Origin of the sequence: Mycobacterium terramassiliense (assembly GCF_900157385.1) — a bacterium.
Taxonomy (GTDB): domain Bacteria; phylum Actinomycetota; class Actinomycetes; order Mycobacteriales; family Mycobacteriaceae; genus Mycobacterium; species Mycobacterium terramassiliense.
Genome location: NZ_LT717701.1, coordinates 2,265,968 through 2,288,860, shown reverse-complemented (window position 1 = coordinate 2,288,860; position 22,893 = coordinate 2,265,968). Strand labels below are relative to the sequence as shown.

The following is a 22,893-nucleotide window of genomic DNA, read 5'->3' as shown; positions in this document are numbered from 1 at the left end:
GAGATCAGCTGGCCGTCAGTGGGGATTTTTCCGTGTCCGCCGACATGCGGGGCCGTTCCCTGTTGCCGCCACTTTTGTGGGCGTGTGGCTCCGCCGTAGTGTCGGTGGCCGGAGATAGCGTGGCGGTTTGGATCACCAAAACGAAAGGCGAGGTCTAATGACCCAACCCAGCTACATCGTCCCCCCCAACGCGCAGGCCGCGCAGGCAGTGCGCAGCTCTCAGATTCCAGCTCGTTGGACGAGCAGTGTGGCCTACCGTGACTTTCTGCTGAATGCGTTCACCAACGGGGTGACGCAAGATCAGGCCGGACAGCACATTGGAGACCTCTTTGACAAGGTGGCGTTGGCCCTCATGGAAACGATCACCAGAGTCAACGCGCTTGAGCAGCGGTAGCCCCGAACGGGCAGCAGTCATCGGGCACCGGGTACTGACCGTAAGTGCCAGCGGCGAGGTCTCCGCGCATGATCGCGGCGTGCTCCCGGTCGGCGCGCTGAACCAATGCGGCGACGCGGGCCTCATCGGCCTGCCGCATAGCGGCGACTCGACCAATGATCTTAAGTCCTACGTAGGCGGCTATCACCGCGCATAGGAGGATGAGTGCGGGTAGCCATATCGCTTGCACGATGACGAACACCAATGCGGCGACAAAGAGCCATACGAGCAGTTCGCCCATGCCGTGAAGTGTAGTAGCGAGAGCGGACAGGGCGCCGGGTCGAAGCGAAGTCAAACCCGGCGCCCTCGGGCCGTGCGAGCCAGGAAGGATGGGCCTGGACACAGCGGCCACCGCCTAACCCGTTAAATGCCGTCAAACCGTTTTCAAAAAGACGGCACGGGTTCGTCGTCGGGCGGTCTCTAGTTGTTGTGAAGTTGCGGTGACCGTCTCCGTAGGGTGGGCAATCTAGCGTCCTCCCCCTTTCAAGTCCTTCACAAAATCCGCCGGGCGATCCGGCGGAGGTCTCTAACTCGTCGCCATCTTGCGGTAGCGATTCAAAACGAATGTCTCGGCTAGGTTCCATCCGCTAAAGCTGCCGCGAATGTCGACCGAGAACGGGCCTTTGGTCTTGCTCTTTTCAAGCTGGTCTTTGTTGGCCATGAAGCGGAGCGTCGCGGTAAAGATGGCAGCGGCTATGTCGTCGGCCGGCGCACCGTTGGTGAAGCCCTGGCCGCGTGTGTAGCTTTGCGCCATTGAGCCAATCACCGCTAGCGCTGTCGTTGCGTAAGCCTCAGTGGCCGCATCCCCAGGTTTCCCCAGGAACGCGGCCACATCGGCAGCGGTGAACGCCATAACTAGCCCGACGCCTTGGTCAGAACCACGACCGCCTCAGGCTGAGTAACCGCCAGGTCATACCGGCAGACCGTTCGGATAGCAACGCTATCGAAGTCGGCCAGACGCTCGGTGCTGACGAACACGCTCGGCGCAGAATCGCGAACCACAACCACATAGCGCTGGTCGGTGATGAGCAGCTTGCCGGCCGCCAAGCGATTCGTGAGGGTCACGGGAACGCCGAACAGGCTGTACTGCGTATCCGCGTGGGCGTCCGGGTCCAACACGTATTCGCCCTGGGTCGTCTTGATCTTCCGCAGCGCCGTGTAATCGGACGGGTTAGCGAAAATCCGGCTGGGCTGCGCGTTCGCCGCGAACAGCAGACCCAGGCCGTCCAGCACGCTATTAAGGTCGGCGGTGTCCAGAGTGCCGGTCTGAATGCCGGTCTGGGCCAGAATGCCCTTAATAGTGTTAGACGCCCCCGTGCCGTTATACAGTGCGTCGTCCAGCTTGTTCGCCATGTCGGTCACCACGCGCGCCTGCAAAATGGCCGACAGCCCGTTAACCGCCGAACCACGAATAAGCTCGTTAGAGATCGGCACCCAAGACTTCAGCGCTTGCATGCTAGACGGCAGCGCGTCGATTTCGTCAAATCCGACACCCGTGTCGGGAATTTGCGCACCGGCCGCCACAAACCCGGGCTCGCTAACCGAACTGACACGCGGAATGCGAACCGGCGAAGTCGAATCAATGATTACCGGGCCAGCAGCCAAGAACGTGCTCGACTGCTGTAGAGGCTGCACCAAAAGTTGCTGAACCTCTGACTGAATAAGCGCCGCATTCGACGCTGGTACTGCAATAGTCATATTAAGTTGTCACCTAATTAAGTTGTTTATTAAGTTGTTCACAGATGACCGCCACCGGGACGGTTGAATCTTTGTGGCCCATCAGGGGCCGTTGGGCCGCTAGACCAGTGATCTAATCCGGCCCAATAGGTCGACTTGGGCCGGCGCGGAATCCTTAAGGCCCTGCCCGACTTCGCCGCGCGGCACCCGCGACTTGTAATGCGGCTTCAGTTCCAAGAGCGTGTCAATCGCCGCGTTGAGCGCATTGTCGTCGGTTACTGCCGCCTCGTCGTATTCAAGGTCGCTAGGGTCGCTTAAGCGTCCCGTAGCTGCCACGCGCGCATAGAAAAGGCGCTTGCTCAGACTGTCGGCGCGGTCCTCGGCGGTCTTAGCGCGGTCGCGGTAGCCGGCCGATTCTTTCCGTAGCTTCTCGACATAGGCGCGGTCAAAAGTGTCTGCGCCCTCTGCCGGTTCGTCATTTGGCGCTGTATCGCTTTCTGGCGCGTCTGGCGTCGTTTCTGCGGTGGTCGCATCGGCGGCTACAGTTTCGGCCGCCCGCGTTGGAATGGTGACGTCTTCTGCGGCATCGGGCCGCGCTTCATCGCTCATTGTTCATTCCTCATAAGGGCTTGGTGGTATTGCTTAGTAATCGCGTCGGTTTGTGCTTCGCGGTCTGCGGCTGTATCGGCCAATTCCTGTTGAATCTGATCCTCGGTATAGCCAAGTCGCCGCAAAGCGCCCAGGCGGCTAAGAACGCCCGCCTGGACGAGTTTCGTAACCGCGTCCGCCTCTTGGGCGGCGCTGGACGTGGCCGGATCGCACCACTCTGTGCGAACGTCCACGGTGTCGGGGTCCGCGCCGTCTTGAACGGCGACCATAAGCCGGCCCACCCGCTCCCAAGCGCGTCCAAACATCTTTTGCCGAGACTCGGCACGCGCGGTCAAACTCGACTCGCTAGCGCGCAAAGCGTCCGCGCTCGCGGGGTTGTCGGTGAAGATGCCGACCATATGTGCCGGCAAAGCAGCCACCGCCATAATCTGCCCGAGCAGCACGTTAACCGCGTTCTCGTAACCGGTTAGGGCTGCGCCGTCGAGCTGGCCGAATTTGGCTTCGGCCTGTTCGCTCCACATGGTTCGCGGACCCTCGGGGATTGGCGAAACAACGTCCATGATCGGTTCGTTGTTGTCGTCCAGCACCGGATTGCCGTCTTCATCGACGCGCGGCGTCTCGATCAATTCAATGCCGGTGGCCCAACGGCGTGGCCGTGCCGTGTATTCAGCGCTCACCAGCATGTCGGCGAGCAGCTTATTAATGCCGTCGACCAGGGGAATAAGGTCGTGAACTTCTGACCAGCCCCAATCAAGCAAACGCTCCGGATAGTAGTAAGGCGCCCCGACCGGGATGCGTTCCGCGTTGCGTAGCTGCACCACGGGAACCACGCCAAGCGGGTTGTCCATCTCGTCGACAACGTTGAATTGAGTCGCTACCGCGCCCAAGCTATTCGCGCGGAGGCGGATAACGCGATCCGGCAGATAAAGGGCCGCTTCGGTCGTGGTTTTAGTTGTCCACCGCTTCAAGCCGGCAACGATCTCCCGCGAGCCCGGGTCGGCCAACACGGTCACCTGCTTAGGCGACTCAATCGACACCTGCGGGTTACCTCGCTCATTAGCCCAGACAACCGCGTAAGACGTGCCGAATAGCAGCGCGTCGCGGTGCGCGGAATCGCTTAGCTGATCCAAGTCGTTCGCCAGCCACAACGGCCACACGCTAGCGTTACTAAAGCCGGTTACGCGCAAACGTTCAGAGAGGCAACCAATAGCCAGCCGTGGAAGGTTTGTAGCCATCCGACCGAACCGTTCGCCCAGCGCGGCGCGCGACTCGGGGCTTAGAAACGCTAGCGACTGGTGACCGTGATAATACTTTTCCAGCTCGGCATAGCGATATTGCGGAGCTTCCAGCGCTTCCAATAGGTCTACTAGAAGTTCTAAATCCATATTCAGTTTTGACTTTCTTAGGCTGCGCCGTAGCGCTTACGCTTTTTAGGTTGGGATGCTAGCCACGAACAACGGCTATGGCATTGCATGAGGGCCGTGCAGAGGTCTATTTTTCCGGCGCTACGAGAACGCGACGTTTTAGCAATCCGGATTCCCTTGTCCGATTCTTTAACTGTCGCATTAAGGACGTGTTGACGCAGAGCCTCATCACCAGAATGGGTAAACCGACCATTGACCGCCGCACTGTGAAGATCGTTAGTGGCCGCGGTCTGCCGCTGCGGCGACTGCCGAAACTCCACCATCGGCAAGCCCTCGGCGGCAAGTATTTGTGCGGAGCGCGTCCACAAGTACGGGTCAAACGCGACCTCGCGGACTTTCCATCGTTTGGCCGCGTCCCTAATGGCTTGCTCTACGTCGAGTACCGGGACGCGCCAGGATTCATCGCCCGGCGGCTTCTCCCACACTGCGAGCTTGTCAAAATGTGGCGCCTCCGCAACGGTTCCGACCACAAGCGCCGTGCTGTCGTCCTTCAGGCTGCCATCTAGTCCGATCACAACCTCGGCGCCGTCAGGGATACCGCTGCCCGTGCCGAGCGCATCCCATGTATCAGCGTCGATAAACGGCGACTCGTTGCTAACGACCACCTGACACAAGCGCTTGCGTCGGTACTCACCTTCTGTCGTCTGCTTAAGAAGTGCAGTAGCGCGGTCCCTGCTCAACAAGTCGTCCAGTTGCGGGTTCGCCAGCTCAAGGCAATGCGGGCAATCAACTGGATGATGTTCAAAGCCGGACGCCGAGAACTCAACAAACGCAAGGGTCGGGTCGTCAGGATCGGCCAAGTGGGCGTCCCGCAGATCAGTCAACACTGATGAGTCACGGTTCGGCGGGGTACCGATTCCCAAAGCCATTGCGCCGTCCAGCTTTCCGGCGCCCAGGAGCAGCGTTGACCACGTATCCGGGTCAATCTCGCCCAGCTCGTCGGCCAGCGCCAGCGTCCACGTTCCCAACCCCTCGATGCGCTTGGCCTCTGCCGGTAGTGCTGTCAGCGTGGAGCGCTTGCCGGGCAACTCGATGCGGTCCCGATACACGAGCGCCCGTGAAGCCAGCACGGGGTTAAGCTCCACCATCTGAGCGGCCGGCGTAAGCAACCGCCCCGCCATACGCTCATCGACTGCGACAATCGGAATCTCGTTGCCGTCAGGGCCGGTGAACAACTCGTAGAGGCCCAGGGCCGCGAATATGCCCGTCTTACCGAGCCCTCGCGGCCCCATGATCGCGCCGACAACGGGGCGCGGGTCCGGGTCCAGAAACGGCCGCAGCATCTCAACCTGCCACTGGCGGAGCCGCATCGGTTTGCCGGCGCCCTTACCTTTGGGCACTACTAGGTAGCGCGTCGCAAAGGCCGCGAAACGCTCGACACCCGTCTTACGCGGCCGGAACGGCAGTGGGGACTCGTCTACGTCGCCCTTGGGTCCACGTCGCACTGACCCCCCATTTCATATTCAGTTGTTACTAGACGTTTCCGTCGTCAGTTCATGAGATAATGAGGGGGACTAAAACGAACCGTTTGGTCCAGGAACGCGAAAGCCCTGACAGGAGCGGTTCTCCGTCAGGGCTCAGCGTGTTATTTGCCGATAACAACACCGAGCTTAGACGCTGCTGTCATCGCCCCGTGCGGCTTTGGCGAAAATCGTCTTCCTGGTGGAGCGGCCCCGTCTGTCGTGAACTGCGCGTTTCTGCCCCCTCGACAGAAACGAGTTGTGCTCAATGACACAGGACGATCCGCCGCTGACGCTCGCCCGCCTCGCCGGCCAATACGGCCTCAAGACCCTCGACGCGGACAGAGCCGCAGAGAAGCTCGGCCTAAAGCTCCGTCGCGGAGCGGCAAAGGTCATGCCGTGGCAAGAAGAAAAGCTACGGCCCGAGCTGGCGCGCATGAAGGCAGAAAAGGACTACCGCAGCTATCGGGCAGCTCAAGACGCCGCCGACGATTACCGCGAACATCTGGCCAACAAAGAAACGGCACGGCTCGGCTTCACCAATACCGAGATGGCCCGGCAATTGGCCCCGATCCTCAAGAGGATGCAGGACGAAACCGGCTCCGGTTAGGCCAGCCGAGGCGAGCCCGCCATTAATTCGTCCCCGCGCTGAGCGGTACAAGGCAGGGCGCGGCGCGAGGGGGGTGGTCCCCCTGGTTACCCTCCTGAATGTGCGTTGACCTGCTACTTTCCTGGCGTCGGGATGGTTGCTTTGGCGCTGCTTAGCCGAAGCTAGCTAACGTGCCTTAGCGTTGCGGGAACCTGCGTTGACCTGCGCTTAGGTCGTTCGGTTTCGCATTATGCGGTTGCGGTGGGGCGTTGGCCGGTTCCCCGGCTGACCGGGCACCTTCATGGCGTTATCCGATTGCGCGCTTTCGTGGCTCCGCGTTGACGCTGGCCAGTACTGCGGCCTCATCCTCTGCCGTGTAGCGGTTGCCCTTGCGGGCATTGCAGCTGCGGCATAGGACGGCTAAGGCCGCCTCGTCGTACAGGCTGATGCCCAATTCCTCTAAGCGTCCGATGGGCAGCCGGTGATCCACGGTTAGGTCGTTCTTAGCGCCGCAGCTCGTACACCACGGCTGGATGCGGCGCAGTTTCTTTGATAGCCGTATCCATCGGTTAGTCGTTCTGACCGGGTGTCGATTGTCTGGCTGTCGCGTTGGTAGCCGACAGGCTGCGCAGCGTGACTGTCCTTTGGGTACGTAGTCGCCACAACCGATGCAGAATGACCGGATCACTCCGCCGTCACAGGTAGCCCGGCATGGTGATTTCCCCGGGAATGGTCTCGTGCGCAGCGTTGCCGCCTTCGTATTCGCTGACCGCATCGGCATACGCGATCAGCGACCGGGCCATTGCGCGGGCCTGAATGGGCGTCTGCAAGGTCACGAATGTCGTGCCTCCGAGGTTGGTTGTGTGCCAGTGAACGGCCAGCACCGGCTTATTGCCCAGCAGGGCTGGGTGGTAGCTGACCATTTCGGTGTTCAGCACGATAGGCTGATCGTCGTTACTCATTAGGTATCTTTCGTAAGTATGTGGTTGTCCAACGCGGCGCATATCGCCTCAAACACGTTGGCGATATCTTGTCGGGTCTGAAAGTTAAGAGAGTTGTTCCGGCCTTTGGTGCTGTAGCGGGATACGTCTATTGACCCGTCGCGCTGCACGTTGATTGTGTAGGGCTCGTTGCCGCGTGAGGGCTTAACCTGCGTGGCCGCCATTAGTTCACCTTGGCGACTGGCGTGCTTCCGCGTACCACGACGTGAGCGACCTTGCCGTTGACCGGCGCGGCAGCAAAGTAGTGCCACTGTTCGGTAGCGTCATCGGGCTTGTTGACTTTATGACCGAGCGCCGCTTGCACGTCACCTAGCGTTCCCCGCACGATTCGATCTACCTTAATGCGGGTTTCTCCGCCGGCAAGAATTACGTCGCCGTGTTGCACGTCGGCTGGTTTAATTACTGCGGTCATTGTCGTGCTGTGTTCCCTCTCGTTTGGTTAGTAGCGTTCCCGGCTAAGGCAACGACAAAGCCGGGTAACCGCTCAAGTTGACGTTTACCCGTTGCGTTGCCGTTGTGGCTGGTAGTTAGCGGCAGAAGCAAAACTATTTAATGCACGTACCTGCCGCTTTGCGGTGATTGGTTTGCGAAGTAGCTGTTCGCCATCCGGCGACCAGGCCGTAATCACTCCCTACGGTCGTGACTACGGTACGCGCTCCGCACTCTCTATATCTACAACATTAGCAGATCGCTTACGTTACATTAGGTGTAAAAGTGTAACACCGTGACCCAATTCACTAGACCGCTTCGGGTAATGCCACGTAACGCACCGTGGGCTTACCGACCTGGCAAGATAGGCAGACTCGGTTCCCGTAGCCCCAAATTGCCGTATTGCTGTCGGGCTGTCCCGTCATCGACAATTGGTGTCCATTCCTGCACCATTCCGTCGTCTTTAGCCGTCCGTGTCCATAGTCGCCGCACGGCTTTTCTCGCCAACGATTTGATCGCGGCCTAAGGTGGCTGCCCGGCCCCGCTGTAACTCGCCGGTGTTCACGCTCAAGCGGAGTTTCCTGTTCGCTGCGCCACCACGGTTCGGCCTCGGGACGGCGGTAAATAAGGTTGTCGAGCCGAGGATTCCCAATATCGCCATCTAGGTACACCAGCTCCTCCCCCGGTTCCGGCTCCCCCATGTAAGCCCGGGCAACCGCTGACGCTAACAGGATGGTTCGCTTTTCGCCCCGGTCGCCGTAGGCCGTAAAGGCGGGGTGTCCACTAACAAAAAACGGCTTTAATGGACCTTTCGGGCCGAAGGGCCTCCCATCTGGCGTGTAGCTATACTTAGGGTACTCTGGGTCGGTCTCACGTATATCAATGTCTTTTGTCATTCCATGCCTATTAAGTTGTAATCCGCCTTATGCGGCGCCGATGCCTAACGGTTTGCCGTGGGCAAGCGCGAGCAGCGATTCACGGTCGATGCGGATTAATCGCGGACCTACGCGGTACGCCTTTAACGTGCCGTCTGCGATCCGGCGGCGAATGGTCTTGTCGGTTACATCGAGGTATTCGGCCGCCCGCTGAATGGTAACCCTGGCCGGCAGTGGTTTTTCTTTTCCAATAATGTCCATGCGCAAATCATTGCGCATTTGTCCGACTTTCCCTGAGACCCCAAAGCGGCTACGCATCAAACGCGCAGGTCAACGGTGGAAAAAATTTTTACGGTGACCCCTTCGCCAGCTCCGACATGCGCGCGGCGACTGCCGCATCCCGATCAGCTGCCGCGATCTGATAGCGCATAGCCATCGCCGGGGTGGCGTGTCCGATCCGGGCCATAAGCTCTTTCGTCGTCGCGCCCGCTTGCGCCGCCAGCGTTGCGCCCACGTGGCGCAGATCGTGTATTCGCATGTCCGGCTTTCCTACGGCGGCAAACCCTGCCTTCACGGACTTTGTGAACGCGGTCTTGGACAGCCGCAGTCCGCGAGTTGTGGTGAACACGAACGACTCCGGGCCGCGCCCGGTGTGTGTTTTCATGTGCGCCCGCAATATCTCGGCAACGTGCGGTGGAACTACAACGTCGCGGATACCCGCATCGCTCTTTGGTGGCCCTACCTCAAGCTTTTTGCCCACATACGTTGCCTGCCTACGTATCCTGAGCACCATGCGGTCTCCGGTTACGTGAATATCCTTGCGGCGCAACTCGATTAGCTCGCCGAACCTAAGCCCGCACCATGCGGCTACGGGCACGGCGGCGCGGTAGCGCTCGGGCACCTTCTCGGCCACCTTCTCCAACTCGGCAACGCTTAGCGCTTGCACGTCGCGCGGCTTGGGCGGCTTAGCCGCCGACTTGATCTGACACGGATTGTCGGCAACCGCTTTGTCTTCGCGGGCAGTGTTAAAGATCGTCTTGAGCAACTGATAGGCGTGGGTGTTACGGGTGGGAGTTTTCTTCTCCGCGCCGAGCGCAACCCACCACGACCGGATATCGGCCGGCGTGACCGCGCGTATCATCTGATCGCCCAGCGCTGGCAGTATCCGGCTGTCGAGTAGTTCCCGGTACAACTGGCGGGTCTTCGGCGCGAGGTCGCGCTCGGTAAGCCACTTGTTTGCGTACTCGCGAACCGTGGCGGTGCGGGCCGATCTAACCGCGTCGCGGTCCTCGGGCGGCGTCCACTCCCCCATTTCGATTAGCTTGCGCTCGTTGGCCAGCCAGCCCTCGGCGTCCATCCTGGTTGTGTAGGTGTGGGTGGCGTAATACCTGCGCCCGTCTGTGTGGACATAGCTGGCCTGTATCCGCCCGCTGCGCAGTGTGCGGAGCTTCCCCCACCCCCTCCGCTGCCGGGGGGCTTGCCGCTTGCGGGTTGCCATGCGCGCAACTCTAGCGTGTTGCACCCCTAGCGCACCCTTATGAAGTCATAACGTGCCTAGTCACGTCGGGTTTTGTCCACTTGTGGGGTTGATATTGACAATCAGAAAACCGGCTTTATGCTCGTGTTATGCCGCGTTTCCGCACTCAGGTTGTGATCCTGGATGTCGCGGGTTCGAGCCCCGTCAGCCACCCCACTGGTCAGAGGGTATTTTTGCCCTCTGGCCTTTTGCCTTCGGCGGACCCGTTGCAACGCTATTGCAACCTGGCGCAGCAGACGAGTCCGCAAACTGCAGCCGTGTTTCTCCCCCTTTGGCGACATATCTGCGTTGAGGCTCAGAACATGCTGAATCCCAGTCGCATGTAATAGGTACCGGGCGCGGCTGCTCCGCCTGGCGGTTGGTACCTAGCGGCTGAGTTCCGCAGCTGCCATATCAGCTCAGGGCAAAGCAAGCGACTGCATATGAGACGAGGTAATTAGCCGCGAACTCGTCGCTGGGAGTGACATCACGCTTCAAGTCGCCCATGACTTGCCCGTAGCCCTCGCCCCGGCCGACCTTGTCGCAAATTCCGTGGCCGTAGCTGAGCGCGTCATTATTAGGAAATCCGTAGTGCCGCCGCACCACCACGTCGCAGATCTTCTCTGATCGCTGGGGTCCACGCGATCAGCGATGCGCGTTCCCGTTCGAGCGGTCCTGCTGTCCCCCATATCGCCGGCGTGGCAAACCAGAAGCCAGGCATCATCGCCGCCGCAGCAACGGGCCAAGCCTGGAGGGCGAACGGACCGACCGTATCGGACTGAGTGGCTTCAGACATGGATTCTCCTTACCTGTCGCAGAGGCTCAGGTAGACCTCGACTGCCTCCCTGGCTGAGAGAGTGAAATCAGCGATGTGGTGGTGAACGTTAGCGGAAGCGTTGCCGCTGCTTCCCTTGGCGAACCTTCGTTTGCGGAATTAAAAGTGACCGATTCGCGAGGGGCCGCCCGGCCTCGAATCAAGCCAGCGCATCGACAACGATCTCGTCTCCGGCCACGGGCATGTTCGGATTCACAGTTTTTCGGGGTCGCGCCGTTGATCGCGGCCTCGATGTTGACTGGTTCGCTCACTGCTGCTCCGTTGTTGGAGTGTGAAAGCTACTGAGGCGGTTCGGAAGTGGTTGCCCATCAAGGGCTCGCCTATTTCATTGTGGGGATGACGAATTCGGCGCCGTCCTTGATGCCGGACGGCCACCGCGAGGTGACGGTCTTGACCTTGGTGTAGAACTGGATCGACGCCGGGCCGTGCTGATTGAGGTCGCCGAAGCCGGAGCGCTTCCAGCCGCCGAAGGTGTGGTAGGCCACCGGCACCGGGATCGGCACGTTGACACCCACCATGCCCACCTGCACCCGGGACACGAAGTCGCGGGCGGTGTCGCCGTCGCGGGTGAAGACCGCCACGCCGTTGCCGTACTCGTGCTCCGAGGGCAGCCGCAGGGCCTGTTCGTAGTCGTGGGCGCGCACGATGCACAGCACCGGCCCGAAGATCTCGTCGGTGTAGATCGACATCTCGGGGGTGACGTGGTCGAACAGGGTGGGGCCGATGAAGAAGCCGCCCTGCAGGTTGGCGTCACCGAAGGTCAGGTCGTCGCTGGTGCGCTCGCGCCCGTCGATGACCAATTCGGCGCCCGCCTCGACGCCCTGGCCGATGTAGTCGCGCACCCGCGCCAGCGCGGCCTCGGTGACGAGCGGACCGTAGTCGGCCTTGGGGTCGAGGCTGTGGCCGACGCGCAGGTTGTTGATCCGCTCGATCAGCCTGGCGCGCAACCGGTCGGCGGTCTGCTCGCCGACGGGCACCGCGACGCTGATCGCCATGCAGCGCTCGCCGGCGCTGCCGTACCCGGCGCCGATCAGCGCGTCGACGGCCTGGTCGAGGTCGGCGTCGGGCATCACGATCATGTGGTTCTTGGCGCCGCCGAAGCACTGTGACCGCTTGTCGGTGGCCGCGGCCGTGGAGTAGATGTAGTGCGCGATGTCGGAGCTGCCGACGAAACCCACGGCCTTGATGTCGGGGTGGTGCAGGATGGCGTCGACGGCCTCCTTGTCGCCGTGCACCACCTGGAAGACCCCCGGCGGCAGGCCCGCCTCCACGAACAGCTCGGCCAGCCGCACCGGGACCGAGGGGTCGCGCTCGCTGGGCTTGAGCACGAAGGCATTTCCGCACGCCAGCGCCGGCCCGGCCTTCCACAGCGGGATCATCGCCGGGAAGTTGAACGGCGTGATGCCGGCGACCACGCCCAGCGGCTGGCGCAGCGAGTAGACGTCGATGCCGGGGCCGGCGCCCTCGCTGTATTCGCCCTTGAGCAGGTGCGGGATCCCGATGGCGAACTCGATGACCTCGATACCGCGCTGGATGTCGCCGCGCGAGTCGGCCACCGTCTTACCGTGCTCGAGGGACAACAGCTCGGCCAGCTCGTCGGTGTTCTTGTTGACCAACTCGATGAAGCGCATCATCACCCGCGCGCGGCGCTGCGGATTCCATGCGGCCCAATCCTTTTGGGCCTCGACGGCCGAGGCCACCGCCGCATCCACGTCGGCCTTGCCGGCCATCGGCACCTTCGCCTGCACCTCGCCGGTGCTGGGGTTGAAGACATCGGCGGTGCGGGTGGACTCACCGGCGGTGCGCTTCCCATCAATGAAGTGCGGAATCTGTCTCGTTAGCGCAGTCACTATTCCGTCCCGGGGTTTGTGTTTTCGCGGTCGAACTGGCAAGACGCTTCATCGGCCGCATGACAGGGGGCGGCGGATGCAGACTCGCGGCATGGTGCAGCGTGTGCTCTAGCCGCCATTGCGGTGACGTGACGGGTTGCGGCGTCACGGATCCTCACAGAGATCGGCAAAGGGCATCACACGCAGAAGTAGAGTATCTGATGCTCGATAGACTAGTCGTTATCTGCATGAAAAGAAAGTAATGTTCTACCTATGGAAGTGCATGGTGATCCGGATTGCCGCGGCCCCGCCGCGTCAGATGGCACGACATGCACCGTTGCCACGTCTGGCCCTGCCTGTATCCGGGCGTCACGCAGACCGCCCTCCCGATCGACCCAGCCATTCCAGAACTAAGACGAATGACGAGCAGACGCAAGGCAGCCATTCGGATTGGAGCCAGTTATGCGGCTGCGTTGACTTCCGCGCATATCTTGGCGGCCGGCGCAGTGTCGTTGGTGGTCGTGTCCCTCACCCGAAACACCGGCGGGGACCCTGGCCCGCTCTCCACCAGTAGGAACCTGATCGCCTTGTGCGGTCTGGCCGCAATCTCGGCGACCGTCGGTGCGCTGGCGGGTGTCTTGAACATGGTTCCGTCGTTCCGTTGGTTCGCCGACGGCACCGAACCAACGCGCGCTCAACAGCGCGCGGCCATGCGCATAGCTCCCCGCCAAACCGTCGTCCAGTTCGGTATCTGGGTCGCCAGCGGGGCAGTATTCGTTCTGGTCAACCACCGTGCGGGTGCCACCGTTGGGTGGGTGATTGGTACCGCCATTCTGTTCGGCGGTGCCACCACCGCGTCGATGGGTTACCTGATAACTCAACGGGTCCTGCGGCCCATCCTCGCGGCATCGATGAAGACTGCAACACCGACCGGCGAAATGCCGGGTGTACTTGCACGCCTGATGATTACATGGGTCCTCTTCAGCGCGTTGCCCACCGCCGGGATCGCGTTGATCGTCCTTTCACGCTCCAACGGCTTGTTCCTGCAGAAGTCAGCGCCGATCGAGACGCCGATTCTGGTGCTCGCGGCGGCGTCGCTCGCCTTGGGATTGCGGGCGATGATCTTGGTGGCCCGGTCGATCTCGGACCCCATTCGTCAAGTAGTCGTCGCGATGACCGAGGTGGAACACGGCCAGGACTGGGCGCTCGTCGAGGTGTACGAGCCCTCCGAAATCGGGCGACTCCAGGTTGGGTTCAATCGGATGGTGGCAGGACTTGAGGAGCGTGAACGCCTCCGGGACCTCTTCGGGCGCCACGTTGGTGCCGAGGTGGCCCGCCAGGCACTCAAACAGGATGGCTCCCTCTCGGGTGAGGTTCGAGACGTCGCCATACTCTTCATCGATCTGGTGGGCTCGACAGCGATTGCCGCCTCCCGTCCGCCAGAGGAAGTGGCGGAGATCCTGAACGACTTCTTCCGCATCGTGGTTGCTGCCGTGCATCATCGGCACGGCCTGATCAATAAGTTCGAAGGCGACGCCGTCCTGGCCGTATTCGGGGCACCCATCGGTATCGATGAACCGACGTCGGCGGCACTCGCGACGGCTCGTGTGCTCGGAACGGAACTGAGGAAGCTGCCACTCGTGGACTTCGGCATCGGAGTGACCGCCGGTGCGGTGTTCGCGGGCAATATCGGCGCGGAGAACCGCTACGAATACACGGTGGTTGGAGACGCCGTCAACGAGGCCGCGCGCTTGGCCGATCACGCCAAGAAGTGGGGCTCGAGAATCTTGGCGTCGGGCAGCGCACTTGCCGGTGCCGACACCCTGGAACAGAAATACTGGGTGACGCGGGGGTTCGCGACGCTTCGGGGCCGATCGACGATCACCGAGCTGGCAGAACCGCTATTGAAGGGCTGAGACCCTACGGCGAGGCGTCCTCCACCTCGTGCTGTAAGCGTATTCGTCGAAGGCCGACGGCACTGACCGTCGCGCCGTCCTCGAACGTCTATTTCGGGGGCATCCTGATCCCGCCGTCCACCCGGACGACCTCAGCATTCATGTAGGAGTTGGTCACCAGTTCGACAACCATCGAGGCCAACTCTTCGGGGTCGCCCAGGCGGTGTGGGAACAGCACGGACTCGCCCAGCTTCGCCTTGAAGGCTTCTGACCCCTCCCCCTCCCCGTAGATCGGGGTGTCGATCAGGCCCGGCGCGATGGTGTTGACCCGGATCCCGACGGCGGAGAGGTCGCGCGCAACCGGCAGCGTCATGCCCACGATGCCGCCCTTAGACGACGAGTATGCGGCTTGTCCGATCTGTCCGTCGAAGGCGGCGACGCTGGCCATCGACACGATCGCGCCGCGCTCGCCGCCAGCCAGCGGCTCGGTGCGGCCCATCGCGGTTGCGGCCAACCGGATGCAGTCGAAGGTGCCGATCAGGTTGATTGCGATGACCTTCTTGTAGGCGTCGAGGTTGTGCGCCGAGTCGAACTGACCGTCCTTGCCGATCGTGCGCTGGGCCCAGCCGATGCCGGCGGAGTTGACCAGAACGCGCAGCGGCCCGAGGTCGCCTGCCGCATTGACGGCCGCCTCGATCTGCGCAGTATCAGTGACATCGACCCTGACGAACGTGCCGCCGATACTTTCGGCAAGCTCTGCCCCGCGGTCCGCCTGCAGGTCGGCAACGACAACCTTCGCCCCCCTCGCGGCTAACAGCCGTGCAGACGCCGCGCCGATGCCCGACGCGCCCCCGGTGACTATTGCGCTAGCTGCGTTGATATCCACGACGGCAGGTTAACTAACGTGACAGCTGGCGGGGACGAGGTCGGCGACCAAAGCGCAGCCACTCAACCTGCTGCGGAACATCTCGGTAATGCCGACCGACGCGTTCGGGGCCGCCGCCGCCGCGAGCGCCTGCGCCTTGAATACTCGCGCCGCCGCGCTCAGCTGATGCTGCACCGAATCGGTAGTTCCGTCGAGCTCCGCCGACCGTGCCTCACCCCACAGCGTCACCTCAATCCGCTCGCGACCAAGAGCCTTCAATACGCGCCTGCGCACTCGCAAGTCGCTGCCGAATAGATCAGTCGCGACCCCTAGAGCTCGCGGACGCGGACGATCGTCCCTCGATACGAAGGCGCGGTCGAAGCTAAGGGTCTGGACTCCAAGGATCTGGAGCGGCCGCACATCGGCGCGGTCGGGGGTAAAAACAGTAACGTCCCACCCGGCCATCACCCGGTCGAACAACCACCCGCCGGCGTGGGTCACCACCTCAAGCACGCTCGGGGCAACGACATCGAGCCGATATCTGAGGTCCAGCCCGTCGGCGTGGAGTCGCGTGTGATTGATCTCGCTTGCTGCTTGAACACCTGTGTCAGTGCTATCGAAGGACCGAGCGGTCATAACGTTCCATTCCGTTGATGGGGGCGATAATTTCGTGTCGGCTCCCGTAGCGTCGCGTCGAAGTCGTAGGGGTCCTGCAGGACAGTGGGGTCCAGCAGCATCGAGGCCGTCAACACGGTTATGCGTCCGCGTTCAACTGCGATTTCCCCCGCGCACTACGACACCCACGCTAATTCGACCCTTCGCCACCCGTTGAGCAGTGCCGTCGGATTACGTTGCAGCGGAGCATCGGTCAGTTTCAGGCGGTCGAGAAAGGGTAATAACCCGCCGATCGCGGTCCGCGTTTCTTGACCGGCCAGGTGAGCACCCAGACAGAAGTGAATACCGTGGCCGAACGAGAGGTTCTTGGCGGCCGGACGGGTGATCAAAAAACGGTCGGGGTCGTCGAAGCGCCGGGGATCGCGATTGGCGGCGGCCATGTGCAGCGCCACGATCGCGCCCTTCGGGATCGTCGTACCCGCAACCTCGGTCTCTTCGGTCGCCTCACGAAACGCGAACTGGATCGGCGCCGTCAGCCGATTCGCCTCGTCGACAGCATTGGGCAGCAATGACGGATCGTCGAGCAATAGTTTGAGCTGGTCGGGGTTGGACAGCAGTTCGACCACGGTGTTGCCGATGAGGTTCGTCGTCGTCTCGTTGCCGGCAACCATAATGGTGATCGCCACCATCAACGTTTCGACATTGCTGAGAGACTCGTTGTCGATCGCCGCGACCATCGCACTGACCAGGTCATTTCTCGGCTCAACGCGCCGCGCATCGATCAACGGCACGAAGTACGTGCTGAACTCCTTAATGGTGCTCAGCATCAACTCGTTGCGTTCGGCGGGACTGTTGAACTCGCCGCCCGCAGCCGCGGCGAATGCATCGGACCAGCGTTTGGCGCGGCCGTACTCGCTTCGGTCGATACCGAGGATGTGGCAGATCATCTCCACCGGCAGCGGAACGGCCAGCCGCTCGACAACATCGAAGCGGGGCAGGTCGCCGATACCGCCCAGGCAGCGGTCGACGATCTCTGTAATCGCGGTGGCCATCTCCTTGATCCGCGGGGGCGTGAAACCTCTGCTCACGATTCTCCGCATCCGGGTGTGTTGGGGCGGGTCCGCGGCAGCGATGGTCTTGGCGGAGGCCATCTCGTTCATATCGACGGGGATCCCTGCGGTCAGGGCCATGAGTCGCTCGATGACCTCGGGTTTCATCTCAGCGTCCGCCGGCACCGAATCTCCCTCGTAGGGGTTGGGACGCGACGAGAACACATCGGGACTCGACTGCACGGCCTTCACGTCATCAAATCGCGATATCACCCAGATGTTGGATCTGGTCCGATAAACCGGAAACCGCTCTCGCAGGACCTCGTAAACCGCTGGCAACTGCTCAGGGCGACCAGGCTTGAACGGCTCGAACTCGAACACACTTCCGTCGGCCGACAATGTCTCTCCTGTTCATTGGCGAACGCCTGCGAGCCATATCGCAAACCGGACGCCAGCGCCCCGCTACAAGGATATGTTCATCATAGTAGGATGTAATTCGCGCAAAACGCAAGGATCGGTAGAGTAAACGAGCACCTTGTATCATCAGCTGCTGGCCGCTTGGATGCCGATGTATCGATGAGGAGACGAGACGGTGTTCCCTGCTCATGTTGCGGAGGTGGCGATCGCCTCGCCCGACGACACGGATCGATTCCGCACCGCCATAGGTCATGCTGTGAATAGGTGGAACAGCGCGAGCGCGCAGCGGCACCAGATTGTTCTCATGCCCTCAGCCCCGCAACACCGCACCGTTGACGCTGAGCGTCTCGATCGCTCAGCACAGCCCACTGGGATTGCCGACCGCTACGACGTCTTCATCGCCATCTTCGACCCAATGCGCTCCGATGTAGCTGAAGTGATGGGCGACGTAGAGCGCGCAAAGCGGGCCGGCAAGTTGGTGCTAGCCTGGCTGGTCGCCGAGTCACCTTCGCACGGCCTCAGTTCGGACGACCAGGCTTGGCTTGACGACGTGACGCAGCGACTAACGAGGGAAGGGGTCTCTCCGCGCTACATTGGTCGCGGAGATGCTCACTTCGAGAGCCGCTTGCAAAGCGCGATTACCGCCGATCTGACCGACACCAATCTCAGTGCGCTGACAGAGTGCTTCGAAAGGGCCGCGTCAGCTCGGCAGGTGGCGATCTACCGGACTCCGGTGGCATTGCTCGGACCGCAGACCTGGGCCGTGACGGTGGTGAATCACGGCACCTCTTTAGCCGTCGACCTACAGGTCTCGGTGAAGGCCGTCGACTCCGAGGGCAACGATCTATCCACCGGTGTCAGACGCTCCAACCAGGCTATCGCCGACGTCTTCGCCAAGCTGAGGAGTGGTCGGTGGCCCGACGAGCATCACCCACTGATCGACCCGGCTGGGGTGTTACGAACTCGGCGGCCGGCGTTCCTGATCAGCCGGATGGACCTTCTCGCTGCCCACAGTGCGCTGGACTTCCCGCGCTGGCTGCGGCCAAACCAACACGCTTCGGCCCTTTACTCGTTGGAACCCAACGCTTCCCTCTGTGTGTGCATCCAGTTCGAGGACGAGGCGGGAGAGGTGTGGTCCAAAACCAACGACGCAGAGCCCGAGAGGGTTTCGCCGACATCGCCCGGTCGCGGTGAGCTGCGTCGTACCGCTGCCACCGGCGAGTAGAGCGACAGAATGGCGCGCGTCGTGTCACCAGATGCCCACAGGCCCAACAACATACCCTCCTACGCCGTGGTGGCCGACTGGGCAGATCTGCCCGCCGTCCCAGGCGCGTCGTCCTGTTGGGTGCACAATGCCATCGTCGCCACCGACGGTAGGGAGATCATCGGTTTCCACGGCGGACAACTCGTCGCGTTCGACACGGACGGGGGTCTCCTCCGCGTGGCCGAGACAGGCCTCACCGAAGGCCACGGCATCACTCTCGTCCGCGAGGGTGACGACGAGTTCCTCTGGGTCAGCGATCCGGGATTCGTGTTCAGCTGCGGCGCCGACGACGGAGACCCCACCTGGGCTCCCATGTTCGGCAAGGGAGTCCACTGCCAGACCCGAGCACCCCGAGTGGTGAAGATGACCCTGGACGGACAGATCCGGTCCGAGTTGCCTGTCCCCCAACGGGATCCGGGCACCCCGGCCGGTCCGATGGGACCGTATTGTCCGTGTGGCTGCGCCGTGGACGAGGAGCGGTTCGGTGGAGCGGGCGACATCTGGGTGGCGGACGGATACGGGTCAGGTGTCGTGCACCGCTTCGACAAGCATGGAAACCATCGGTCGACACTGACCGGCGAGGAAGTCGGCCAACGACTCGCCTGCCCACACGCAATCTACATCGATCGCCGCAAAACGGCCCCGGAGCTCTACATCGCCGACCGAGTCAACACCCGCGTGCTCGTCTACGATCTCGAAGGCCGCTACCTGCGGACCTTCGGTGAGCAGTTCCTCAACAGCCCCAGCGATTTTGCGCAGTGGGGCGACTTGCTGGTCGTCGCCGAACTCTATGGGCGAGTGGCCGTCCTCGATTCCGAGGACAATCTGCTCGGGTACATCGGCGACGACCCCGACGCGGCCCCAGGGTGGCCGACCCGGCCGGGCTGGCCCAATTCGCTAGCCGGCGACGGGCGTACGGAAATTCCCCAGCTGCCCCGCAGCGATCGCTTCAATTCCCCGCACTCTGTCGCAACGGACGCCGACGGCAACCTCTACGTGTCTGAATGGTTGCTGGGCGGGCGATACACCAAGCTCGCCGTCCAGCGCTGACCGATCGGTTTGAGCTAGATCCGTTCGATTACCAGGGCTGAGCCCATCCCACCCCCGGCGCACATCGCCACCACGCCGATGCGCGAATCGCGGCGCGCGAGTTCATGCACGATCGACACCACCATCCGGGCGCCGGTCGCTGCGATGGGGTGACCGAGACTGATACCGCTACCGTTCACGTTCACGATTGACTCGTCCAATCCGAGGTCACGCGTGCACGCCACGGCCATCGTGGCGAACGCTTCGTTGATCTCGAAGAGGTCCACGTCGTCCAGCGTGAGACCACTGCGCTTGAGCGCCAGCGGGATTGAGCTCACGGGTGCCATTCCTGTGTGCTCGATCTCTACGCCGACAGACGCCCAACCCCGGATCCGTGCCAGCGGTGTCAGGCCTCGCCTGGTTGCGCAGTCTGAGCTGCCGATGACCAGCGCGGCGGCGGCATCGTTGATGCCCGCGGAGTTTCCAGCGGTGACAACGGCATCGGGTATTTCCGGGTGCAGGACCTTCAGCCCGGCGAGCGTTTCGGTGGTGGTGTCCCGCGGATGCTCGTCGGTGCCAAACATCATTTGGCCTTGGTTGATGGGGACGGTGACGATCTCGTCGTCGAAGTACCCCTTGGCAATTGCGTTGAGCGCTCGCTGCTGTGAGCGGGCGGACTAGGCGTCGGCTTGCTCGCGGGTGACATCGTGCAGCCGGGCCGTGTTCTCGCCGATGGTGACAGACATATCGAAGGCGGGGATGCCGGGGGCATCCGGATGGCTCTGCGGCGACCATGGTGTTGGTTCCTGTGCGCCGGGTGCCACCTTGGTCAGCCGTGGCATGGTGCTTGCGCTTTCGGTTCCGCCGGCGACGATCACGTCTGCCATGCCGGCCATGATGGTGGCGGCCGCCAGCTGCACGGCGGTGGCGCCGGAGGCGCAGTGCCGGTTGATCGCTACCCCGGGCACGTTGGTCATCCCGAGGCGCACTGCGATGTTTCGGCCGATCACCCCGCCGCCCTGCAGGGACTCCGCGAGAAACAGGTCGTCGAGGTCAGCGCCGGGGATCTGTGACCGTTCGACTGCCGCTCCGACGGCGATCTCGGCGAGTTGGTAGGCATCGACTGACGTCAGAGAGCCCTTGCGGGCCCTGCCGATGGGCGTTCTGGCGGCGGAAAGAATGAGGGCGTCAGGCATTGCTTTCGCTTCCGTTGAAGGATTGGTGCGGCAGATGACTGGTCATATGTCGGCCGCCTGCCCCGTGGCGAGCAGGTCGGCGAGGAGTTCGCGGCGTAGAACTTTTCCGGTGGGGGTTTGCGGGAGCGCGTCGCGGATGGCGATCAGCGTCGGCGTCTTTGACCCACGCAGGCGGCTTCGCACCCATTGTCGCAGCTCTTCGGCGTGGACGATGCAGCCGGGTCGCAGTACCACAGCCGCGGCGATCTCTTGGCCCCAGTGCTCGTCTGGCACTCCCACCACCGCGGCCTCGACGACCGCGGGGTGTTCTAGAAGGACATCCTCGATCTCGGCCGGTGCGATGTTCTCGCCGCCGCGGATGATGGTGTCGTCGGTACGCCCTTCCACGAATAGGTAGCCGTCCTCGTCGACCCATCCGCGATCGCGGGTGGCAAACCATCCGTTCTCGTCGAGCACACTTCCCGCGCCGCGGTATTCGCCGGACACCTGCTCGCCGCGCACATAGATGTCGCCGGCGTTGCCGGTAGGCAGCGGCCCAGCCGGTCCCCGGATCTCGACCTGAATGCCGGGAAGTAGCCGGCCGGCCGAGCCGAGTCTGGCGTGCGCGACCGAATCGCCGTCCAGCGCGGCACGGTGGTCGTCCGGGCCGAGGACAGCGATGGTGGAGCTGGTCTCCGTCAGGCCGTAGGCGTTGACGAAGTCGACTCCGGGGAACAGCCGAATCGCGCGCTCCAGCACGGGAATTGGCATCTTAGCGCCGCCGTAGGCCAGAGACGTCAAGGTGGGTACGTCCGCGTTGGGCGCCGGACCGAGGTGTTCGGTGATCTTGGCGAGCATGGTGGGGACGAGCAGGGCGTGGGTGATGGCTTCGGCGCGCACGCAGTCGAGCCATCCTTGGGCGGTGAAGGTGTCCAGATAAACCACTCTCCGGCCGGCGCAGATGTTGCTGAGCAGATTGGAGACGCCCGCGATGTGATAGGGCGGGACGCTCACGATGACGGCTTCTTGTTCACCGGCCGCACCAAAGTCGACGCTGCCCAGCAAGTAGGACGTCAGGTGGCGGTGGCGCAGCACAGCCGCTTTCGGTTCGGATGTGGTCCCGCTGGTATACAGCAACACCGCGACCGCTTCGGGATCGTCCGACCATCGCGACGGATCGCCGGCCGGCTCGGCACACGCCGCCCGCCACTGCGCCACGGTAACGGCGTGGCCTGTCGTTGGCGGCTGCAGATCGGAGATGACAAGCGCGTTCGGATGGCGCGCGAGCAGCCTTCCCAGCGCGTCACGGCTAAGGCGGTAGTTCAGCGGAACCAGCGGGACGCCCGCCCACGCGGCGGCGAAAAGTGCCACCGCGAAGTCGTCAGCGTTGACGCCAACATAGACGAGTTCCTCGGCGTTGCTCTCGGTCAGGAGGCCGGCCCCGCTCTGGGCCCGCTCGAGGAGCGCGGGATAGGTCAGTATCGCTGGAGCCGACGCGGCCGGCTTCCGGCGCCCGATGCCGACCCGGCTAGGCATGCCCGTCGCCGCCATCTCCAGCAGTGTTAGAACATTCACCGACTGCGTCCCTCAGTCCGACGCCGGTAGGGCATTGGGTGCCTTGATGGTGAGTTGCCGTCCGTCTGCGCTGAGCACACCCGGTCCTGCCTTGGTGCACAACACTTCTAGCCCGGTGTCGGTGTCGACATAGCGCTTACCGAGCACGGTGTCGTTCTCGGCGGTTGGCTGGCCCGCAGCCCCCGCCGCCAGGTTCGCCGTCATCGGTTGACCACCGCACGACAGCTCGACCGGGGCGGCGGGAGATCGTACGACGATGATCTCAGTACCACTTACCGTGCTGCGCAGGCGCTTCCCCGGTGTGAGGTCGGTCATCGATCACCTTTCGAGGC

At 62.5% G+C, this 22,893-nt stretch carries 24 protein-coding genes and 1 pseudogene; 5 read left to right on the top strand and 20 right to left on the bottom strand.

Annotated elements, in window-relative coordinates; all coding sequences use genetic code 11:
- Positions 1 to 157: 157 nt before the first annotated feature.
- Complete coding sequence (locus MTAB308_RS25550) at positions 158 to 394, top strand: hypothetical protein (RefSeq protein ID WP_077103287.1); 237 nt, start codon at positions 158 to 160, stop codon at positions 392 to 394.
- Here the strand turns inward: MTAB308_RS25550 and MTAB308_RS25545 are convergent.
- The 6 genes from MTAB308_RS25545 to MTAB308_RS25520 all read right to left on the bottom strand — a co-directional run bounded on the left by MTAB308_RS25545 (position 372) and on the right by MTAB308_RS25520 (position 5,588).
- On the bottom strand, positions 372 to 674 hold the full coding sequence (locus MTAB308_RS25545; RefSeq protein ID WP_077103285.1) for a hypothetical protein: 303 nt from the start codon (positions 672 to 674) through the stop codon (positions 372 to 374). The two genes, MTAB308_RS25550 and MTAB308_RS25545, sit on opposite strands and share 23 nt — an antisense overlap.
- A 285-nt stretch (positions 675 to 959) precedes the next feature.
- Complete coding sequence (locus tag MTAB308_RS25540; protein WP_077103283.1) at positions 960 to 1,286, bottom strand: hypothetical protein; 327 nt, start codon at positions 1,284 to 1,286, stop codon at positions 960 to 962.
- Between the two features lie 2 nt (positions 1,287 to 1,288).
- Positions 1,289 to 2,131: a phage major capsid protein gene (locus tag MTAB308_RS25535; RefSeq protein ID WP_077103281.1), complete on the bottom strand. Its 843-nt coding sequence runs from the start codon at positions 2,129 to 2,131 to the stop codon at positions 1,289 to 1,291.
- Between the two features lie 99 nt (positions 2,132 to 2,230).
- Positions 2,231 to 2,719 (bottom strand): hypothetical protein, encoded by a 489-nt coding sequence (locus tag MTAB308_RS25530; RefSeq protein ID WP_108637406.1) that lies wholly within the window; start codon positions 2,717 to 2,719, stop codon positions 2,231 to 2,233.
- A complete protein-coding gene (locus MTAB308_RS25525; protein ID WP_077103279.1) occupies positions 2,716 to 4,104 on the bottom strand; it encodes a phage portal protein in 1,389 nt (462 codons plus the stop codon). The genes MTAB308_RS25530 and MTAB308_RS25525 overlap by 4 nt, the downstream gene beginning before the upstream one ends.
- A 17-nt stretch (positions 4,105 to 4,121) precedes the next feature.
- Positions 4,122 to 5,588, bottom strand: a complete 1,467-nt coding sequence (locus MTAB308_RS25520; RefSeq protein WP_077103277.1) for a terminase TerL endonuclease subunit — start codon at positions 5,586 to 5,588, stop codon at positions 4,122 to 4,124.
- 283 nt (positions 5,589 to 5,871) lie between these two features.
- Between MTAB308_RS25520 and MTAB308_RS25515 the strand changes: the two genes are divergently transcribed.
- A complete protein-coding gene (locus tag MTAB308_RS25515; protein ID WP_077103275.1) occupies positions 5,872 to 6,213 on the top strand; it encodes a hypothetical protein in 342 nt (113 codons plus the stop codon).
- 286 nt (positions 6,214 to 6,499) lie between these two features.
- Here the strand turns inward: MTAB308_RS25515 and MTAB308_RS30675 are convergent, their stop codons facing one another.
- The 8 genes from MTAB308_RS30675 to MTAB308_RS25490 all read right to left on the bottom strand — a co-directional run bounded on the left by MTAB308_RS30675 (position 6,500) and on the right by MTAB308_RS25490 (position 12,698).
- A complete protein-coding gene (locus tag MTAB308_RS30675; protein WP_425436326.1) occupies positions 6,500 to 6,967 on the bottom strand; it encodes an HNH endonuclease in 468 nt (155 codons plus the stop codon).
- Entirely contained in the window at positions 6,888 to 7,154 is a 267-nt protein-coding gene (locus MTAB308_RS29100; protein WP_077103273.1) for a hypothetical protein, read from the bottom strand. The genes MTAB308_RS30675 and MTAB308_RS29100 overlap by 80 nt, the downstream gene beginning before the upstream one ends.
- 202 nt (positions 7,155 to 7,356) lie before the next feature.
- Complete coding sequence (locus tag MTAB308_RS29095; protein ID WP_157901015.1) at positions 7,357 to 7,605, bottom strand: hypothetical protein; 249 nt, start codon at positions 7,603 to 7,605, stop codon at positions 7,357 to 7,359.
- Positions 7,606 to 8,545: 940 nt separating this feature from the next.
- Positions 8,546 to 8,758: an excisionase family DNA-binding protein gene (locus MTAB308_RS25505; protein WP_173842274.1), complete on the bottom strand. Its 213-nt coding sequence runs from the start codon at positions 8,756 to 8,758 to the stop codon at positions 8,546 to 8,548.
- Positions 8,759 to 8,846: 88 nt separating this feature from the next.
- A complete protein-coding gene (locus MTAB308_RS25500; protein ID WP_077103269.1) occupies positions 8,847 to 9,995 on the bottom strand; it encodes a tyrosine-type recombinase/integrase in 1,149 nt (382 codons plus the stop codon).
- A gap of 432 nt (positions 9,996 to 10,427) precedes the next feature.
- The gene (locus MTAB308_RS30505; RefSeq protein ID WP_342744184.1) at positions 10,428 to 10,616 is read right to left on the bottom strand and encodes a DUF732 domain-containing protein; all 189 of its coding nucleotides are present in this window, start codon (positions 10,614 to 10,616) and stop codon (positions 10,428 to 10,430) included.
- Entirely contained in the window at positions 10,591 to 10,809 is a 219-nt protein-coding gene (locus MTAB308_RS29090; RefSeq protein WP_157901014.1) for a hypothetical protein, read from the bottom strand. Before MTAB308_RS29090 ends, MTAB308_RS30505 begins: the two co-directional genes overlap by 26 nt.
- A 359-nt stretch (positions 10,810 to 11,168) precedes the next feature.
- On the bottom strand, positions 11,169 to 12,698 hold the full coding sequence (locus MTAB308_RS25490) for a CoA-acylating methylmalonate-semialdehyde dehydrogenase (protein WP_077103266.1): 1,530 nt from the start codon (positions 12,696 to 12,698) through the stop codon (positions 11,169 to 11,171).
- Positions 12,699 to 13,096: 398 nt separating this feature from the next.
- On the opposite strand from MTAB308_RS25490, the gene MTAB308_RS25485 reads away from it, so the two are divergent.
- Entirely contained in the window at positions 13,097 to 14,593 is a 1,497-nt protein-coding gene (locus MTAB308_RS25485) for an adenylate/guanylate cyclase domain-containing protein (protein ID WP_077103264.1), read from the top strand.
- A gap of 88 nt (positions 14,594 to 14,681) precedes the next feature.
- Here the strand turns inward: MTAB308_RS25485 and MTAB308_RS25480 are convergent, their stop codons facing one another.
- The 3 genes from MTAB308_RS25480 to MTAB308_RS25470 all read right to left on the bottom strand — a co-directional run bounded on the left by MTAB308_RS25480 (position 14,682) and on the right by MTAB308_RS25470 (position 17,500).
- Positions 14,682 to 15,458 carry an SDR family oxidoreductase gene (locus tag MTAB308_RS25480; RefSeq protein ID WP_077103262.1) on the bottom strand — a complete coding sequence of 259 codons (777 nt, stop codon included), beginning with the start codon at positions 15,456 to 15,458 and terminating at the stop codon, positions 14,682 to 14,684.
- 9 nt (positions 15,459 to 15,467) lie between these two features.
- Positions 15,468 to 16,073 (bottom strand): hypothetical protein, encoded by a 606-nt coding sequence (locus tag MTAB308_RS25475; RefSeq protein ID WP_245831493.1) that lies wholly within the window; start codon positions 16,071 to 16,073, stop codon positions 15,468 to 15,470.
- Positions 16,074 to 16,228: 155 nt separating this feature from the next.
- The gene (locus tag MTAB308_RS25470) at positions 16,229 to 17,500 is read right to left on the bottom strand and encodes a cytochrome P450 (RefSeq protein ID WP_245831492.1); all 1,272 of its coding nucleotides are present in this window, start codon (positions 17,498 to 17,500) and stop codon (positions 16,229 to 16,231) included.
- Positions 17,501 to 17,717: 217 nt separating this feature from the next.
- On the opposite strand from MTAB308_RS25470, the gene MTAB308_RS25465 reads away from it, so the two are divergent.
- On the top strand, positions 17,718 to 18,743 hold the full coding sequence (locus MTAB308_RS25465) for a hypothetical protein (protein WP_245831491.1): 1,026 nt from the start codon (positions 17,718 to 17,720) through the stop codon (positions 18,741 to 18,743).
- A gap of 66 nt (positions 18,744 to 18,809) precedes the next feature.
- Positions 18,810 to 19,832 (top strand): NHL repeat-containing protein, encoded by a 1,023-nt coding sequence (locus MTAB308_RS25460; RefSeq protein WP_077104786.1) that lies wholly within the window; start codon positions 18,810 to 18,812, stop codon positions 19,830 to 19,832.
- A 14-nt stretch (positions 19,833 to 19,846) separates the two neighbouring features.
- On the opposite strand, the pseudogene MTAB308_RS25455 reads toward MTAB308_RS25460, so the two are convergent.
- From MTAB308_RS25455 to MTAB308_RS25445, 3 genes and pseudogenes are all read right to left on the bottom strand, one after another.
- Positions 19,847 to 21,007: pseudogene (locus MTAB308_RS25455) on the bottom strand (thiolase family protein).
- 42 nt (positions 21,008 to 21,049) lie between these two features.
- Positions 21,050 to 22,561 (bottom strand): class I adenylate-forming enzyme family protein, encoded by a 1,512-nt coding sequence (locus tag MTAB308_RS25450; RefSeq protein WP_077103256.1) that lies wholly within the window; start codon positions 22,559 to 22,561, stop codon positions 21,050 to 21,052.
- 12 nt (positions 22,562 to 22,573) lie between these two features.
- Positions 22,574 to 22,876, bottom strand: a complete 303-nt coding sequence (locus MTAB308_RS25445) for a hypothetical protein (protein WP_077103254.1) — start codon at positions 22,874 to 22,876, stop codon at positions 22,574 to 22,576.
- Between the last annotated feature and the right edge of the window lie 17 nt (positions 22,877 to 22,893).